This is a genomic window from Streptomyces sp. NPDC008150, from assembly GCF_042956945.1.
Classification (GTDB): Bacteria; Actinomycetota; Actinomycetes; order Streptomycetales; family Streptomycetaceae; genus Streptomyces.
This window is the reverse complement of record NZ_JBIBHJ010000001.1, coordinates 1145079-1160666: the sequence shown is the minus strand read 5'-3', so window position 1 is coordinate 1160666 and position 15588 is coordinate 1145079. Positions and strand designations below refer to the sequence as shown.

Sequence of the window (15588 nt, the reverse complement as noted above, 5' to 3'; positions counted from 1 at the left end):
GCTCTCGCCCACGTCGCGTCCCAGGGCGGCGACGACCCGCCGCACAGCCGGCACCGGCCGCCCGCCCGTTCCCCGGAGACGCGGCGGACCGCCCGGTGAGCCGTCAGGGCGCGGTCGTCCGCCGTGCCGCGCGGGACCGGTCCGCGAGCGGGCCGGTCTCGCGGACGCGGGCCGCGCGGTCGAGGACGCGCCGCTTCGCGCGGGCCGCGCGGCGCAGGGCCTCCACCTTGCGGTAGCGCAGGAGTTCGGCGGCACCGGGACGCCCGGTGCCGCCGGGCTCGTACCCGTGCCGGATCAGCCGGCGCCCCAGCACGGCGTCGCACAGGGCGATCTGAGCAGGCGTCAGGCGCTGCCGGTAGCTGCCCGCGCGGGAGGAGTCGACCGCGCCGTGGGTGCGCCGGTGCCATGTCTTGCGGGCGGGCACGGCGGTGCCCGCGAGGCGGTGCGGCTCGGTCATCCCGGGGTCGAACTCCTCGCCCAGGAAGGCGCAGACGGCACGCAACGGCTCCTCCGGGTCGGCCACCAGGTCCTCGAAACGGAGCTCGTGCCAGCGGCCGGGGCCCAGCGCGCGGGCATGGTGCCGGGTGACGTCCATGACCTGCGCCCAGGTGGCGACGGCCTCGTGGAAGCCGCGGTGCCACCACGGCATGCCGAGCAGCGAGGCGACGCAGTCGCGGCCGTCGCGCACCAGGTGCACGAACTGGGCGTCCGGGAAGAGCCGCAGGATCTCCTCGACGTGCAGGGCGTAGGCGGGCCGCTTGTCGCCCCAGCGGACCTTGCCGTGGCTCTCGGCGTACGAGCGCAGGGCGATGCCGAGCGCGGAGCCGAGGGTGGGCGGTCCGTCGGTGATCCGGGCGGCCACCGGGCCCGCGTCCAGGCCCAGTTCGTCGAAGCGCGTCTCCTTGCGGCCGGTGATCCAGCGGGCGAGGGCGGCCCTGTTCTCCGGTGCTCCCAGGTCGCCGAAGCGCAGCCGGCTCTCGTAGGCGGGCAGGACGAAGCGGGTCTCCGGGGGAAGCGCGATGCGTGGATGCGCGTGCAGCATGAGCTGCAGCAGCGTCGTGCCGGAACGGGGACAGCCGAGGACGAACAGCGGACGGTCGGAGGCGGGTGCACAGGTATCCACCCCGCCACGCTGCCGCGTCCCGATGAGCGGGGAATGGGATCACTCTGAGAACGCCATGTGAAGCGGAAGGCGCAGGTGAGGGCCGTGTCACACCCCGCGTGCGCCGTTCGCCGCCGGGGCACGCGGAAGCGGTGGCGCCCCGAGGGGCACCACCGCTTTCCGTGCCCCGGCGGGCGGGGCGGGACGTACGTCTCAGACGTTGAAGCCGAGCGCGCGCAGCTGCTCGCGTCCGTCGTCCGTGATCTTGTCCGGGCCCCACGGCGGCATCCAGACCCAGTTGATCCGCAGCTCGTTCACGATGCCGTCGGTGGCCGACTTGGCCTGGTCCTCGATGACGTCCGTCAGCGGGCAGGCCGCGGAGGTCAGGGTCATGTCGATCGTCGCGATGTTCGCGTCGTCGACGTGGATGCCGTAGATGAGGCCGAGGTTGACGACGTCGATGCCCAGCTCGGGGTCGACGACGTCCATCAGCGCCTCGCGGAGTTCCTCCTCGGAGGCGGGCTTCATCTCCACGGTTTCGGTCATGCCGTCTTCCTCTCGGCGTCGGTACCGGCCGCGTCCAGCGCCTGGGCCGTCGCGTCCTTCCACGCCATCCAGCTCAGCAGCGCGCACTTGACCCGCGCCGGGTACTTGGAGACTCCCGCGAACGCGACCGCGTCCTCCAGGATCTCCTCCATCGCGTCGTCGGGCTCGATCCGGCCCTTGGACTGCATCAGCTCCAGGAACGTCTCCTGGACCTTCTGCGCGTCGGCCAGGTCCTTGCCGACGAGGAGGTCGTTCAGGACGGAGGCCGAGGCCTGGCTGATCGAACAGCCCTGCCCCTCGTACGAGACGTCGCTGATCGTCGTCCCGTCGTACTTCACGCGCAGTGTGATCTCGTCGCCGCACGTCGGGTTGACGTGGTGCACCTCGGCGTCGCCATCGCGCAGACCACGCCCGTGCGGGTGCTTGTAGTGGTCCAGGATGACTTCCTGGTACATCGAATCCAGCTTCACCGATCAGCCTCTCAGCCGAAGAAATTCCGTACGTGTTCCAGTCCGTCGGCCAGCGCGTCGACCTCCGCCGGCGTGGAGTACAGATAGAACGACGCCCTGGTGGTCGCAGGAATTCCGTACCGGAGGCAGACCGGGCGGGCGCAGTGGTGCCCGACCCGGACGGCGATGCCCTGCTCGTCGAGGACCTGGCCCACGTCGTGCGGGTGGATGTCGCCGAGCGTGAAGGAGATCGCCGCGCCGCGGTCCTCGGAGGTGGCGGGGCCGATGATGCGCAGGTCGGGGACCTCGCGCAGCTTCTGCACCGCGTACTCGGTGAGGGCGTGCTCGTGGGCGAGGATCTTGTCCATGCCGATCGAGTTCAGGTAGTCGACGGCCGCGCCGAGACCGACCGCCTGCGCGATCGGCGGGGTGCCCGCCTCGAACTTGTGCGGCGCCGGCGCGTACGTCGACGAGTGCATCGACACGGTCTCGATCATCTCGCCGCCGCCGAGGAACGGGGGCAGGTCCTCCAGGAGTTCCTGCCGTCCCCACAGCACGCCGATGCCGGTCGGGCCGCACATCTTGTGACCGGTGAAGGCCACGAAGTCGGCCTGGAGCGCCTGCACGTCGAGCGGCATGTGTGGGGCCGCCTGGGAGGCGTCGATCAGGACCAGGGCCCCGACCTCCTGGGCGCGGCGCACGATGGCCTCGACCGGGTTGACGGTGCCGAGGATGTTGGACACCAGCACGAAGGAGACGATCTTCGTCTTCTCGGTGATGACCTCGTCGATGTTGGAGAGGTCGAGGCGGCCGTCGTCGGTGAGGCCGAACCACTTCAGCTTCGCGCCCGTGCGCTGCGACAGCAGCTGCCACGGGACGATGTTGGAGTGGTGCTCCATCTCCGTGATGACGATCTCGGTCTCGTGGTCCACGCGGTAGGGCTCGTCGGCCCAGCCCAGCATGTTGGCCACGAGGTTGAGCGACTCCGAGGCGTTCTTGGTGAAGATCACCTCGTCGCGGCTCGGGGCGTTGATGAACGAGGCGACCTTGTCCCGCGCGCCCTCGTACAGCGCCGTGGCCTCCTCGGCGAGCACGTGCACACCGCGGTGGACGTTGGCGTTGTGGCGCTCGTAGTACTCGGCGAGCGCGTCGAGCACCTGGCGCGGCTTCTGGCTGGTGGCCGCGTTGTCCAGGTACACGAGCTTGCGCCCGTCGTGGACCAGGCGGTCCAGTACGGGGAAGTCCTTGCGGATCGCCTCGGTGTCGAGGAGGCCCGGCAGCTGCGTCACGCGGATACGCCACCCTTCGTGTAAGCCTCGTACCCTTCCTCTTCCAGCTTGTCGGCGAGCTCGGCGCCGCCGGACTCGGCGATGCGGCCGTTGGAGAAGACGTGGACGAAGTCGGGCTTGATGTAGCGCAGGATGCGCGTGTAGTGCGTGATCAGCAGCGTGCCGACCTCGCCGCCCTCGCGGACGCGGTTGACGCCCTCGGAGACGACGCGCAGGGCGTCGACGTCGAGGCCGGAGTCGGTCTCGTCGAGGATCGCGATCTTCGGCTTGAGCAGTTCGAGCTGGAGGATCTCGTGGCGCTTCTTCTCACCGCCGGAGAAGCCCTCGTTGACGTTGCGCTCGGCGAAGGACGGGTCCATGGAGAGGCGCTCCATGGTCTCCTTGACCTCCTTCACCCAGGTGCGCAGCTTCGGCGCCTCGCCGCGCACGGCGGTGGCGGAGGTGCGCAGGAAGTTGGAGACGGAGACGCCGGGGATCTCGACCGGGTACTGCATGGCGAGGAACAGGCCCGCGCGGGCGCGCTCGTCGACGGTCATCTCCAGGACGTCCTCACCGTCGAGGGTGACGGTGCCGCCGGTGATCGTGTACTTGGGGTGGCCCGCGAGCGAGTAGGCGAGCGTCGACTTGCCGGAGCCGTTGGGGCCCATGATGGCGTGCGTCTCGCCCTGCTTCACGGTGAGGTCGACGCCCTTGAGGATCTCCTTCGTGGCGTTGTCGGCCTCGACGGTGACGTGCAGGTCGTGGATTTCAAGCGTTGCCATGGGTGCCTCAGGACTCCTGGTTGAGGGAGACGAGCACGTCGTCCCCTTCGATCTTTACGGGGTATACGGGGACGGAGCGCGTCGCGGGCAGGCCGGACGGCTTGCCGGTGCGCAGGTCGAAGGCGGAGCCGTGCAGCCAGCACTCGATCTGGCAGTCCTCCACCTCGCCCTCGGAGAGCGAGACGTTCGCGTGGGAGCAGATGTCGTTGATGGCGAACACCTCTCCCCCGGTACGGACGACCGCCACCGGCGTACCGCCGAGTTCCACCCGCTTGGGGGTGTCCTCGGTCAGCTCGCTCGCCGCGCAGGCGCGCACGAAGATCTGGTCGGTCATCCGACGGATGCCTCCAGCTCCTCCTCGATCTTGCCGAGCAGGCGCTGTTCGATGTCCGCGACGCCGATCTGCTGGACCAGCTCGGCGAAGAAGCCGCGCACGACGAGACGGCGGGCGTCCTGCTCGGGGATGCCGCGGGCCATCAGGTAGAACAGCTGCTCGTCGTCGAAGCGGCCGGTCGTCGAGGCGTGCCCGGCGCCGACGATCTCGCCGGTCTCGATCTCCAGGTTCGGCACCGAGTCGACCCGCGCGCCGTCCGTGAGGACGAGGTTGCGGTTCATCTCGTAGGTGTCGGTGCCCTCGGCCTTCGCCTCGATCAGCACGTCGCCGATCCACACGGCGTGCGCGTCGTCGCCCTGGAGGGCGCCCTTGTACACGACGTGGGACTTGCAGTGCGGGGCGTTGTGGTCGACGAAGAGCCGGTGCTCCTGGTGCTGGCCGCGGTCGGTGAAGTAGAGGCCGAGCAGCTCGGCCTCGCCGCCGGGGCCCGCGTAGACGACGCGCGGGTTCAGCCGGACCACGTCGCCGCCGAAGGTGACGACGACGGACTTGAAGCTCGCGTCACGGCCGACGAGGGCGTTGTGCTGGGCCAGGTGCACGGCCTTGTCGTCCCAGTCCTGCACGGAGACGACGGTGAGCTTGGCACCGTCACCGAGGACGTAGTCGACGTTGGCGGCGAGCACGGCGTCGCCGGTGTGGTCGATGACGACCACGGCCTCGGCGAACGCGCCCAGCTCGACGACCGTGTGGCCGTAGGCGGTGCCGCCCTCGCCGTGCACGGCGACGCGGATCGGCTCGGTGAGGACGGTGTCCTTGGCGACGGTCACGACCGAGGCCCTGTCGAAGGCGGAGTACGCCTGCGCCGCGACGCGGTCCACCGGGGTGCCGGCACGGCCCACGCGCGCGTCGTCACGGCCGACGGTCTCGACCGTGACGCCCTCGGGGGCCTCGACGGCGACCTTGACGCCGCCGGTCGCGACGGCGGTGCCGTCGTGCAGGCCGCGCAGCCGCTCCAGCGGGGTGAACCGCCACTCCTCCTCGCGGCCGTGCGGGACCGGGAAGTCCGCGACGTCGTAGGAGGGCGGCGCGCTCATGCGCGTGGCGACGGTCGACTCGCCGGCCACGGCGATCGCGCCGGTGGTGGTGGAGCCCACGGGGATGGTTTGAGCCTCAGCCATGGCTGTCGTCATGCTCGCTTTCTTAACGGAATGGCTTGATGGGGGTGGACGGGGGCGGTCAGCCCACCGCGCCCTCCATCTGCAGCTCGATCAGCCGGTTGAGCTCCAGGGCGTACTCCATGGGGAGTTCCTTGGCGATCGGCTCGACGAAGCCGCGCACGATCATCGCCATGGCCTCGAACTCGGTCATGCCGCGGCTCATCAGGTAGAAGAGCTGGTCGTCGCTGACCTTGGAGACGGTCGCCTCGTGGCCCATCGACACGTCGTCCTCGCGGACGTCCACGTAGGGGTAGGTGTCGGAGCGGGAGATGGTGTCGACGAGCAGCGCGTCGCAGAGCACGTTGGACTTCGAGCCGTGCGCGCCCTCGCCGATCTCGACCAGACCGCGGTAGGAGGTCCGGCCGCCGCCGCGCGCCACCGACTTGGAGACGATGTTCGAGGACGTGTTCGGCGCCATGTGGACCATCTTGGAACCGGCGTCCTGGTGCTGGCCCTCGCCCGCGAACGCGATGGAGAGCGTCTCGCCCTTGGCGTGCTCGCCCATCAGGTAGACGGCGGGGTACTTCATCGTCACCTTGGAGCCGATGTTGCCGTCGATCCACTCCATGGTCGCGCCCTCGTAGGCGACGGCGCGCTTGGTGACCAGGTTGTAGACGTTGTTCGACCAGTTCTGGATGGTCGTGTAACGGCAGCGGGCGCCCTTCTTGACGATGATCTCGACGACCGCGGAGTGCAGCGAGTCCGACTTGTAGATCGGCGCGGTGCAGCCCTCGACGTAGTGGACGTAGGCGTCCTCGTCGACGATGATCAGCGTCCGCTCGAACTGGCCCATGTTCTCCGTGTTGATGCGGAAGTAGGCCTGGAGCGGGATCTCCACGTGCACGCCCTTCGGCACGTAGATGAAGGAACCGCCGGACCACACGGCCGTGTTGAGCGACGCGAACTTGTTGTCGCCGACCGGGATGACGGTGCCGAAGTACTCCTTGAAGAGCTCCGGGTGCTCCTTCAGCGCGGTGTCGGTGTCGAGGAAGATGACGCCCTGCTCCTCCAGGTCCTCGCGGATCTGGTGGTAGACGACCTCGGACTCGTACTGGGCCGCGACACCGGCGACGAGGCGCTGCTTCTCCGCCTCGGGGATGCCGAGCTTGTCGTACGTGTTCTTGATGTCCTCGGGCAGGTCCTCCCAGGACTCCGCCTGCTTCTCCGTGGAGCGCACGAAGTACTTGATGTTGTCGAAGTCGATGCCCGAGAGGTCCGAGCCCCAGTTGGGCATGGGCTTCTTCTCGAACAGCTTCAGGCCCTTGAGGCGGAGCTTGGCCATCCACTCGGGCTCGGACTTCTTGCCCGAGATGTCGAGGACGACCTCTTCGCTCAGGCCACGCTTGGCAGCGGCACCGGCAACGTCGGAGTCGGCCCAGCCGTATTCGTAGTTGCCCAGACCGTCGAGCTCGGGGTGAGCAGTCTCCGTTGTCTCCGTGGGGAGCGTCATGCGGGGTTCCTCCCGGCCGTGCTTGCAGATGTGTTGTGGGTGGTGCGGGGAGCCTCGACGGCCTTGGCCGCCTGCGCGGTGTGCGAGGCCTTGGGGATGAACGTCGTGCAGACGCCGTCTCCGTGCGCGATGGTCGCGAGCCGCTGGACATGGGTTCCCAGAAGTTGCGAGAAGACCTCTGTCTCCGCCTCGCAGAGTTGCGGGAACTCCTCCGCGACGTGGGCCACCGGGCAGTGGTGCTGGCACAGCTGCTCGCCGAGGTGGGGTGCCGGTGCGCTGCGTGCCGCCGCAGCGTACCCGTCCGCGGTGAGCGCCCTAGCGAGGGCCTCGGTACGGTCCTCCGGCGCGGCGGCGTCGACGGCCGAGCGGTAGGCGGCGGCCTGCTCGGCGAACCGGGCGCGGGCGAACGCGACGACGGCCGCGTCCCCGCCGAACCGCTCCTGGATGAAGCGCAGGGCGTCGGCGGCGAGCTTGTCGTAGGACTGGTCGAAGGCGTCCCGGCCGCAGTCCGTCAGGGCGAAGGCCTTGGCGGGCCTGCCGCGGGTGCGGGCCCCGTACACGCGCTGGGCGCGGGCCACGACGACGTCGTCGGCGAGCAGGGTGTCGAGATGCCGGCGGACCGCGGCCTGCGTGAGGCCCAGACGTCCGGCCAGCTCGGCGACGGTCGAGGGACCGTGGTCCAGGATCGACCGCGCGACCCGGTTGCGCGTCGAACGGTCCGAGCGCACACCGGCCGCGAGCTCCTCCTGCGGAGTTCCCATGGGGGCCTCCCGAGCCTCGCCGACGTATTTCACAACGCCATTGTTGCGTAATTACTCAGGGCCTGACAACCCGCACCCCGGCCGGCCCGGGTGCCCTGCGTCACTTAGGTATACCTAAGCTGACCTGCGGAAACGATCTTTGATCGATCAAACCGGTGGCACCGGACGCCCGCCTCCGGGATACTCCCACCCCATGCCCACACCCCCTCCCACCGGCCCTCTTGTGACCCGCGACACCGTCGCGGCGGAGTTGCGCGAGCTCGGCGTCCGACCGGGCGAGTCGCTCCTCGTGCATTCCTCGCTCAGTTCACTCGGCTGGGTCTGCGGCGGTCCCGTGGCCGTCGTCCAGGGCCTGCTGGACGCGGTCGGCCCGGACGGCACGCTCGTCGTCCCGGCCCAGTCGGGCGACCTCTCCGACCCCGCGCTGTGGCAGGCGCCGCCGGTGCCCGAGGAGTGGTGGGAGACGATCCGCGCCACGATGCCGCCGTACGACCCGCGCACCACGCCCAGCCCCGGCATGGGCGCCGTCGCGGACACCGTGCGCACCTGGCCCGGTGCGCTGCGCAGCGCCCACCCGCAGACGTCGTTCGCGGCGCTCGGCCCGCGCGCCGCGGAGTTCACCGGCTCGCACGCCACCGACTGCCGACTCGGCGAGCGCAGCCCGCTGGCCCTGCTGGAGGCTGCGGGCGCCCGGATCCTGCAACTGGGCACCGGCTGGGACACCTGCACCGCCTTCCACCTGGCCGAGTACCGCGTGGACTCCCCCGTGCTCCGGCTGGGACGGCCCGGCCCCGGCGGCTGGGAGACGGCGGACGAGGTGTCGATCTCCTCGGAGGGCTTCGAGGAGCTGGGCAACGACTTCGAGCGCGACCGCCCGGTCCTGCGCGGCACGGTCGGCGCGGCCCGCTCGCGCCTGTTCCCGCTGGCCGACGCGGTCGCCTACGCCGAACGGTGGCTGCCCGTGCACCGCCCCCGTGCGGAGGAGTTCCCGCACCCGCCGGTCTGAGCCGCCCGGCGCGTACCTAGACTCTTGAGCCATGCGAAGCGAGTCCGTGGTCCAGGTGCAGGCCCTGGTGAAGCGGTACGGCACGAAGACCGCGGTGAACGGCCTCGACCTGACGGCCGGACCGGGCGTGACCGCCGTGCTCGGCCCCAACGGGGCGGGCAAGACGACCACGGTCGAGACCTGCGAGGGATACCGGAAGCCCGACTCCGGCACCGTCCGCGTGCTGGGTCTCGACCCCGTGCGGGAGTCGGCGCGGCTGCGGCCGAGGATCGGCGTGATGCTCCAGTCCGGCGGCGTCTACTCCGGCGCCCGCGCCGACGAGATGCTGCGCCACGTGGCCCGCCTGCACGCACACCCGCTCGACGTGGACGCCCTGATCGAACGCCTGGGCCTCGACGGCTGCGGCCGCACCGCCTACCGCCGGCTCTCCGGCGGCCAGCAGCAGCGCCTCGCGCTGGCGATGGCCGTGGTGGGCCGTCCCGAACTGGTCTTCCTCGACGAACCGACCGCCGGCCTCGACCCGCAGGCCCGGCGCGCGACCTGGGACCTGGTCCGCGACCTGCGCGCCGACGGCGTCTCCGTCATCCTGACCACGCATTTCATGGACGAGGCCGAACAGCTCGCGGACGACGTGGCGATCATCGACGCGGGCCGCGTCGTCGCCCAGGGCTCCCCCGAGCAGCTGTGCCGCGGCGGCGCGGAGAACACCCTGCGCTTCGGCGGCCGCCCCGGCCTCGACGTCGGCTCGCTCCTCAAGGCCCTCCCCTCCGACTGCACCGCCGCGGAACTGACCCCGGGCACCTACCGCGTCGTCGGCACCATCGACCCGCAGCTGCTCGCCACGGTGACGTCCTGGTGCGCGCAGCACGGCGTGCTGCCCGACCGCATCTCGGTGGAGCGGCACACCCTGGAGGACGTCTTCCTCGAACTCACCGGCAAGGAGCTGCGCACGTGACCGCCACCGGCACCTACACCCCGGCGCCCGGCGCGGCCCCCCTCCCCCGCATGATCGCGGCGCAGGCGGCGCTGGAGACCCGGATGCTGCTGCGCAACGGCGAGCAGCTCCTGCTGACCGTCGTGATCCCGACGCTGCTGCTCGTCCTCTTCAGCACGGTGGACATCGTCGACACCGGCGCGGGCGACTCCGTCGACTTCCTGACCCCCGGCGTCCTGGCGCTGGCCGTGATGTCCACGGCGTTCACCGGCCAGGCCATCTCCACGGGCTTCGAACGCCGCTACGGCGTCCTCAAGCGCCTGGCCGCCTCCCCGCTGCCGCGCTGGGCCCTGATGACGGCGAAGACGGCGGCCGTGCTGGTCACCGAGATCCTCCAGGTGATCCTGCTGACGGTGATCGCCTACGCGCTGGGCTGGTCCCCGCACGGCAACCCGTTCGCGGTCTTCCTGCTCCTGGTCCTCGGCACGGCGGCGTTCTCCGGCCTCGGCCTGCTCATGGCGGGCACCCTCAAGGCGGAGGCGACGCTGGCGGCGGCCAACCTGGTCTTCCTGCTGCTCCTGGTGGGCGGCGGCGTCGTCGTCCCCCTGACCAAGTTCCCGCCGGCCGCCCGCCACGTCCTGGACGCCCTCCCCATCTCCGCCCTCTCCAACGGCCTGCGCGCGGTCCTCCAGCACGGGGCCGCGATGCCGTGGGGCGACCTGGGCATCCTCGCGGTGTGGGCGGTCGCGGGGCTGGCGGCCGCCGGGTGGCTGTTCCGGTGGGAGTGAGGCGCCCCGCGCGCGAGGGCACCGCGAACGCGTGGCGGGCGCCCGCGTCGCCCCAGCTCAGGACGGTTTCGGCGGACACCGCCGCACCCACGTGAATTCGTGCACAAGCAGCCCCCTACGATGGTGCGCGTGCCAAACGTGACCCGTGCCGACGTCGTATCCGCCGTGCGCAACCCCCTCGCCTTCATCGCCGCCCGCTGGACGCCCCAGCCGCGCACGGTGCGGCGGTCCGCGCTGTCCGCGCTCGTGATGTCGGTGGTCATCGTGGTCACCGGCGGTGCCGTGCGGCTGACCAGTTCCGGGCTCGGCTGCCCGACCTGGCCCAAGTGCACCGGGGACTCGCTGACCACCACGAGCGCCATGGGCGTGCACGGCGTCATCGAGTTCGGCAACCGCATGCTGACGTACGTGCTGTGCGCGGCCATCGGCTGGGCGATCGTCGCCGCCCGTTCGCAGAAGCCGTGGCGGCGGCCGCTGACCCGGCTGGGCTGGGCGCAGTTCTGGGTCGTCATGGGCAACGCGGTCCTCGGCGGCATCGTCGTCCTGGTCGGTCTGAACCCGTACACGGTCGCCGCGCACTTCCTGCTGTCCTCCGCGCTGATCGCGGTCGCGACCGTGATGTGGCAGCGCACCCGCGAGGGCGACGGCGAGCCGCGTCCGCTGGTCGGCAGGGCCATCCAGCAGCTCGTGTGGTTCCTGGTGGCGGCGACCGCGCTGCTCCTCGTCGTCGGCACCGTGGTGACCGGCGCGGGACCGCACGCAGGCGACTCCAGCGAGGTCGCGCGGATGGCCGTCAGCTGGGAGACGGTGGCGAAGATGCACGCCACGCTGGCCTGGATCGTCGTGACGCTGACCTTCGCGCTGTGGTTCGTGCTCAAGGCGGTCGACGCCCCCAGGGGCCCGCTGGACCGGACCCGGGACCTGTTCCTGATCCTGCTCGGCCAGGGCGTCATCGGGTACATCCAGTACTTCACCAACCTCCCCGAGGCCATGGTCGCCCTGCACATGCTCGGCTCGGGGCTCGTGTGGATCGGGGCGCTGCGCGTCCTGCTGTCGCTGCGCGACCGCCCCGACGAAACGGCCGAACTCCCCGGCCAGGCCAACCGGAAGACGCTCGCGCCCCAGCTGTGACGGCGCGGGCCGCCTCACGCACCGCCGCCGGCCGCCCGCCTCAGCCGTAGGCGCGCACCAACCGGTCGATCGCCGGGCCGAGGTACGCGCGCGTGAGTTCCGCGCGCCGTACACGCCAGGAGTCGTCGATCGGGGCGTCGTCCCCGTCGTGCGAGACCGCCGGCCCGCGCGCCCCGTAGCGCCGTGCCCGGACGTCCTCGACCACGGACACCGGGGCGCCCAGCGACGGCAGCAGGTCCAGCGCCTCCCCCTTGGTGATCAGACGTCCCTCGCGCAGGGTGACCACGGCACGGGCGTGCGTCAGCAGGCCGAGGTCGACCCAGATCCCCTGCCGCCAGCGCCGCCGCCTGCGTACCGCGGGCCGCCAGAAGTCCCGTTGGTCGCGCACGACGAACGTTGCCAGCCGTTCGTCGTCGACGTCGGGGAGCAGCGCCCCGGGCGGCATCCCGCGCAGCACCCGCCCGTGCGTGTGCAGTTCACGCCGGGTGACCGGGGTGACCGGGCGGCGCAGGAGGTGGCCGTGCGCCCAGGTCGGATGCCGGTGCTCCGGGTCGTCGAGGGTGCCCGGGACCAGGTAGGAACAGTGCAGCAGACCGGCGGCGAGCGGATCGTCGCGCAGGGCGCGGTGCAGGGCGACCACCGCGCGGGCGACGCCCTTCCCCGTCCCGGACGCCGCGGGCAGCACCGCGACGAGGTCGAGGTCGCTGCGGCCCTCCTGGTAGTCGCCCCCGCCGAGCGAGCCGTGCGCCCAGACCGCGAGGGGGTCAAGCGGCGCGAGGGCGGCGACGAAGCGGTCGAGGAGGGCGGTCGTCCGCGCGGGAGGGCTGCTGCTCGGCATTCGCCCAGTCTGGACGCCTCAGCCCAGGCCGTACACCCGCCGGGCGTTGCCCGAGGCGATCAGGTCGGCCACCCGCTGCGCGTCCGCCGCGCACCAGGCGCCGTCGGCGACCCAGCCGCCCAGCACCCGGGTCAGGGCCTCGCGGAACAGCCGTGCGCCGACGAGGTGCAGCTCGGGCAGGCCGTGCGCCCCGCTGGAGAAGACGATCTTGCCGAACGGCGCCAGTTCCAGGATCTCGGCGAGGACGTGGGCGGCCCCGGCACCCGCGCGGACCACTCCCGCGCCGGCGTCCGCGTAGACGTGCGAGAAGAAGCCCGCGAGATGGGCGGCGTGCCGGTGGTACGGGTAGCCGTGCAGCAGGACGAGGTCGGTGCCGAGGCCCGCGGTCGCGCGGACGAAGTCGGTGAGCAGCAGGGGGTCCGTGCGGTCGACGCGCAGGCCGGGTTCGCCCAGCCCCGCGTGCAGTTGGATGGGGCGGCCCGAGGCGACCGCGATCCACAGCACGTGGCGCAGCAGCACCGGGTCGCTGAGCGTGCCCCCGACCCGGCGCCCGGCCAGCCAGCGGCCCGCGGCACCGCGCACCTCCCCGGGACCCGGCGGTTCCGGCGCGAGGGCGAGGCCGTGCCGCACCCCGGCGACCGAGGTGAACGCGGCGGCGTGCGCGGCGGCCCCGTGCACCGACTCGGCGAGGTTGGCGAGGAAGGACTCCACGGTGCCCGAGGTGTCGGCGACCTGTTCGGCGAGGAGTTCGAGGCGGACGATCTCGTGGGCGGCGGCGTCGCCCGTGCGGGCCAGCTCCGCCGGAGTGCTGAGGTCGCCGGGCAGCCCGGTGTCGACGAGGTACGTCGAGACGCCGCTGCCGCGCAGCAGCCTGCGGCCCGTTTCCAGTACGCCGAGTTCACGACGGCGGGCCAGGTAGCGGGCGGGCGGGCAGTGCGCCTCCAGGTCCAGCAGCGGGGGGCACCAGCGGCGTACGGCGAACCCGGTCTGGGTGTCGAAGAGGGTGGTGCCCGGCGCGGGCGGCCCCTCGGTGCGGGCGAGCTGGGCCTCGAACGTGCCGAGTCCCAGCTCCGTTCTCAGCACGCCGTGGCAGTACTGGTCCACGAGGGACGGCGTCTCGATCATCCGGGCTCCCCGTGACGGGACCGTGCGCGCACCGGGACGCCGGTGCCCCGGGGGTGCGTCGGCGCACCCCGCGCTCCTACGGTCCTAACGGGTGAACGGGGCGTCAGGTGTTGCTGTCACGGTGGGTGACGGAGGGGGAGCCGGCCGTTCCGGAGAACCGTCCCGGCCGCCCGTCGCCACCGGCGCCATCGACCGCCCGCCGTCCGCCCGCCCGTCAGCCGTTGCGGGGCGCCCCGAGCTGGATGCCCGCCATCCGCTTCCACTCGTACGGCCCGGTCCGCACCTTGGCCGCGAACTCCCCGTCGAACGACTCGTGCACGGTGATCCCGGAACGCTCGACGGCCTGCTCGGCGAGCGCGTACGAGGGGGCCACCAGGTCGCCCCAGCCGCCGTCCTCGCCGACCAGCACGATCCGCGCGCCGCGTTCGCCGATGTACGCGACCTGCCCCTCGGCACCGCCGTGCTCGCGCGCGAAGGCGCCGATCTGCTTGGCGAGCCGGGCGACGGTGCGCTCGGTCCTGCGGTCCTGACCTGCCCCGGCGGCCTCGGCGCCCTCGTCAACCTGCTGCGTGTCTGCCATGGCCAGGATGCTACCGACGGGTAAGGGGAACGGCGACGGCCGGGGTGCGTGGTCTTGCCCACGCACCCCGGCCGTTTCGGGAAGCCGCCGAGTCCGGCGTACCGCCGAAGGAGTGCCTACCGGAGGAAGGGGTCCACCGCCACCGCCACGAAGAGCAACGACACGTAGGTGATGGACCAGTGGAAGAGCCGCATCTCCTTGAGCTTGCCGCCCGTGCTCTCCGACTTGGCGCGGTTCTGGAGCGCGTGCGCCTCCCAGAGCCACCAGCCGCCGGCGACCAGCGCGACCGAGGTGTAGAACCAGCCGGTGTAGCCCATCGGGGTCAGCAGCAGCGACACCGCGACCATCACCCAGCTGTAGATCACGATCTGCCGGGCGACCACCTTGTTGGAGGCGATGACCGGGAGCATCGGGACGCCCACGCGGGCGTAGTCCTCCTTGACCTTCATGGAGAGCGGCCAGTAGTGCGGCGGCGTCCAGAAGAACATCACGAGGAAGAGCACGACCGGGGCCCACGACATGGAGTCCGTGACGGACGACCAGCCGATGAGGACCGGCAGGCATCCGGCGATGCCGCCCCACACGATGTTCTGCGAGGTGCGGCGCTTGAGGATCATCGTGTAGACGACCACGTAGAAGAGGAGCGCGCCGAGGGAGAGCCACGCGGACAGCCAGTTGACGGTCAGTCCGAACAGGAGCGTCGAGACGACCGCGAGGGAGATGCCGAAGACCAGGCACTCGCGCGGGGCGACCATCCCGGTGACCAGGGGCCGCTGCGAGGTGCGGTCCATGAGCGCGTCGATGTCGCGGTCGATGTACATGTTCAGGGCGTTGGCGCCGCCCGCGGAGAGGTAGCCGCCGAGGCAGGTCAGCAGGACCAGCCTCAGGTCGGGCACACCCTGCTGCGCCAGGAACATCACCGGAACGGTGGTGATCAGCAGCAGCTCGATGATCCGCGGCTTCGTCAGCGCCACGAACGCCTTGACGCGGGCCCCGAACGGCCGGTCGCCCGGACTCCGGCTCGCTCCGGGCTTCCCGGCGGCCTCAGAGGCAAGGGCGTCCTCCCCCATGGCCTTGAGGGCACGGGTGGTACCCCCGGGACGGGATTCAACGGCCGTCACGCACACCCCTGACAGAGACATCCCAGCGGCTCCCACCGGATGAAGTACCGGTAAAGATCCGCGCGTACCACGCCACTCTAGACGTTGCCCATACCCCGACCTTCGCGGGGGTGGGCTCGTGTTGACCCGTGTGGTCCCACCTGCGCGTCCGGCCCG

The 15588-nt window shown here is 71.5% G+C and carries 17 protein-coding genes; 4 read left to right on the top strand and 13 right to left on the bottom strand.

Going from position 1 to position 15588, the window contains the following annotated elements:
- Window positions 1–103 precede the first annotated feature (103 nt).
- The 9 genes from ACFZA0_RS05040 to ACFZA0_RS05000 form a co-directional block, all read right to left on the bottom strand.
- Entirely contained in the window at window positions 104–1123 is a 1020-nt protein-coding gene (locus ACFZA0_RS05040) for a sulfotransferase (protein WP_391011352.1), read from the bottom strand.
- 192 nt (window positions 1124–1315) lie between these two features.
- Complete coding sequence (locus ACFZA0_RS05035; RefSeq protein WP_391011349.1) at window positions 1316–1648, bottom strand: iron-sulfur cluster assembly protein; 333 nt, start codon at window positions 1646–1648, stop codon at window positions 1316–1318.
- Window positions 1645–2118, bottom strand: a complete 474-nt coding sequence (sufU, locus tag ACFZA0_RS05030) for a Fe-S cluster assembly sulfur transfer protein SufU (protein WP_391011346.1) — start codon at window positions 2116–2118, stop codon at window positions 1645–1647. Before sufU ends, ACFZA0_RS05035 begins: the two co-directional genes overlap by 4 nt.
- 11 nt (window positions 2119–2129) lie before the next feature.
- On the bottom strand, window positions 2130–3386 hold the full coding sequence (locus ACFZA0_RS05025; protein ID WP_391011343.1) for a SufS family cysteine desulfurase: 1257 nt from the start codon (window positions 3384–3386) through the stop codon (window positions 2130–2132).
- The gene (sufC, locus tag ACFZA0_RS05020) at window positions 3383–4147 is read right to left on the bottom strand and encodes a Fe-S cluster assembly ATPase SufC (RefSeq protein WP_391011340.1); all 765 of its coding nucleotides are present in this window, start codon (window positions 4145–4147) and stop codon (window positions 3383–3385) included. The genes ACFZA0_RS05025 and sufC overlap by 4 nt, the downstream gene beginning before the upstream one ends.
- A gap of 7 nt (window positions 4148–4154) precedes the next feature.
- Window positions 4155–4481, bottom strand: a complete 327-nt coding sequence (locus tag ACFZA0_RS05015) for a Rieske 2Fe-2S domain-containing protein (RefSeq protein ID WP_391011337.1) — start codon at window positions 4479–4481, stop codon at window positions 4155–4157.
- Entirely contained in the window at window positions 4478–5659 is a 1182-nt protein-coding gene (gene sufD / locus ACFZA0_RS05010) for a Fe-S cluster assembly protein SufD (RefSeq protein ID WP_391011334.1), read from the bottom strand. Before sufD ends, ACFZA0_RS05015 begins: the two co-directional genes overlap by 4 nt.
- Window positions 5660–5717: 58 nt before the next feature.
- Entirely contained in the window at window positions 5718–7148 is a 1431-nt protein-coding gene (gene sufB, locus ACFZA0_RS05005; RefSeq protein ID WP_391011332.1) for a Fe-S cluster assembly protein SufB, read from the bottom strand.
- Window positions 7145–7942, bottom strand: a complete 798-nt coding sequence (locus ACFZA0_RS05000; RefSeq protein WP_391011329.1) for an ArsR family transcriptional regulator — start codon at window positions 7940–7942, stop codon at window positions 7145–7147. The genes sufB and ACFZA0_RS05000 overlap by 4 nt, the downstream gene beginning before the upstream one ends.
- Window positions 7943–8102: 160 nt before the next feature.
- Here ACFZA0_RS05000 and ACFZA0_RS04995 point away from each other — a divergent pair, with 160 nt between their 5' ends.
- The 4 genes from ACFZA0_RS04995 (at window position 8103) to ACFZA0_RS04980 (ending at window position 11768) form a co-directional block, all read left to right on the top strand.
- On the top strand, window positions 8103–8915 hold the full coding sequence (locus tag ACFZA0_RS04995; protein WP_391011326.1) for an AAC(3) family N-acetyltransferase: 813 nt from the start codon (window positions 8103–8105) through the stop codon (window positions 8913–8915).
- Window positions 8916–8946: 31 nt separating this feature from the next.
- Window positions 8947–9870 carry an ATP-binding cassette domain-containing protein gene (locus ACFZA0_RS04990; RefSeq protein ID WP_391011323.1) on the top strand — a complete coding sequence of 308 codons (924 nt, stop codon included), beginning with the start codon at window positions 8947–8949 and terminating at the stop codon, window positions 9868–9870.
- Complete coding sequence (locus ACFZA0_RS04985; RefSeq protein ID WP_391011320.1) at window positions 9867–10637, top strand: ABC transporter permease; 771 nt, start codon at window positions 9867–9869, stop codon at window positions 10635–10637. Before ACFZA0_RS04990 ends, ACFZA0_RS04985 begins: the two co-directional genes overlap by 4 nt.
- 120 nt (window positions 10638–10757) lie before the next feature.
- A complete protein-coding gene (locus ACFZA0_RS04980) occupies window positions 10758–11768 on the top strand; it encodes a COX15/CtaA family protein (RefSeq protein ID WP_391011317.1) in 1011 nt (336 codons plus the stop codon).
- Between the two features lie 40 nt (window positions 11769–11808).
- Here the strand turns inward: ACFZA0_RS04980 and ACFZA0_RS04975 are convergent, their stop codons facing one another.
- The 4 genes from ACFZA0_RS04975 to ACFZA0_RS04960 all read right to left on the bottom strand — a co-directional run bounded on the left by ACFZA0_RS04975 (window position 11809) and on the right by ACFZA0_RS04960 (window position 15438).
- Window positions 11809–12606, bottom strand: coding sequence for a nucleotidyltransferase (locus tag ACFZA0_RS04975; RefSeq protein WP_391011315.1), 798 nt, complete (start codon window positions 12604–12606; stop codon window positions 11809–11811).
- A gap of 18 nt (window positions 12607–12624) precedes the next feature.
- Window positions 12625–13731 carry an amidohydrolase family protein gene (locus tag ACFZA0_RS04970; RefSeq protein ID WP_391011312.1) on the bottom strand — a complete coding sequence of 369 codons (1107 nt, stop codon included), beginning with the start codon at window positions 13729–13731 and terminating at the stop codon, window positions 12625–12627.
- 214 nt (window positions 13732–13945) lie between these two features.
- Entirely contained in the window at window positions 13946–14311 is a 366-nt protein-coding gene (locus ACFZA0_RS04965; protein ID WP_391011309.1) for a hypothetical protein, read from the bottom strand.
- A gap of 116 nt (window positions 14312–14427) precedes the next feature.
- A complete protein-coding gene (locus ACFZA0_RS04960; protein WP_391011845.1) occupies window positions 14428–15438 on the bottom strand; it encodes a heme o synthase in 1011 nt (336 codons plus the stop codon).
- Window positions 15439–15588: the final 150 nt, after the last annotated feature.

Excerpts from the sequence above, each read along its gene's own strand:
- ACFZA0_RS04975 (WP_391011315.1), bottom strand. The coding sequence starts at position 12,606 with ATGCCGAGCAGCAGCCCTCCCGCGCGGACGACCGCCCTCCTCGACCGC.
- ACFZA0_RS04965 (WP_391011309.1), bottom strand. The coding sequence starts at position 14,311 with ATGGCAGACACGCAGCAGGTTGACGAGGGCGCCGAGGCCGCCGGGGCA.
- ACFZA0_RS05015 (WP_391011337.1), bottom strand. The coding sequence starts at position 4,481 with ATGACCGACCAGATCTTCGTGCGCGCCTGCGCGGCGAGCGAGCTGACC.
- ACFZA0_RS04990 (WP_391011323.1), top strand. The coding sequence starts at position 8,947 with ATGCGAAGCGAGTCCGTGGTCCAGGTGCAGGCCCTGGTGAAGCGGTAC.
- sufB (WP_391011332.1), bottom strand. The coding sequence starts at position 7,148 with ATGACGCTCCCCACGGAGACAACGGAGACTGCTCACCCCGAGCTCGAC.
- ACFZA0_RS05035 (WP_391011349.1), bottom strand. The coding sequence starts at position 1,648 with ATGACCGAAACCGTGGAGATGAAGCCCGCCTCCGAGGAGGAACTCCGC.
- ACFZA0_RS04995 (WP_391011326.1), top strand. The coding sequence starts at position 8,103 with ATGCCCACACCCCCTCCCACCGGCCCTCTTGTGACCCGCGACACCGTC.
- ACFZA0_RS04980 (WP_391011317.1), top strand. The coding sequence starts at position 10,758 with ATGGTGCGCGTGCCAAACGTGACCCGTGCCGACGTCGTATCCGCCGTG.
- ACFZA0_RS04970 (WP_391011312.1), bottom strand. The coding sequence starts at position 13,731 with ATGATCGAGACGCCGTCCCTCGTGGACCAGTACTGCCACGGCGTGCTG.
- sufD (WP_391011334.1), bottom strand. The coding sequence starts at position 5,659 with ATGGCTGAGGCTCAAACCATCCCCGTGGGCTCCACCACCACCGGCGCG.
- sufC (WP_391011340.1), bottom strand. The coding sequence starts at position 4,147 with ATGGCAACGCTTGAAATCCACGACCTGCACGTCACCGTCGAGGCCGAC.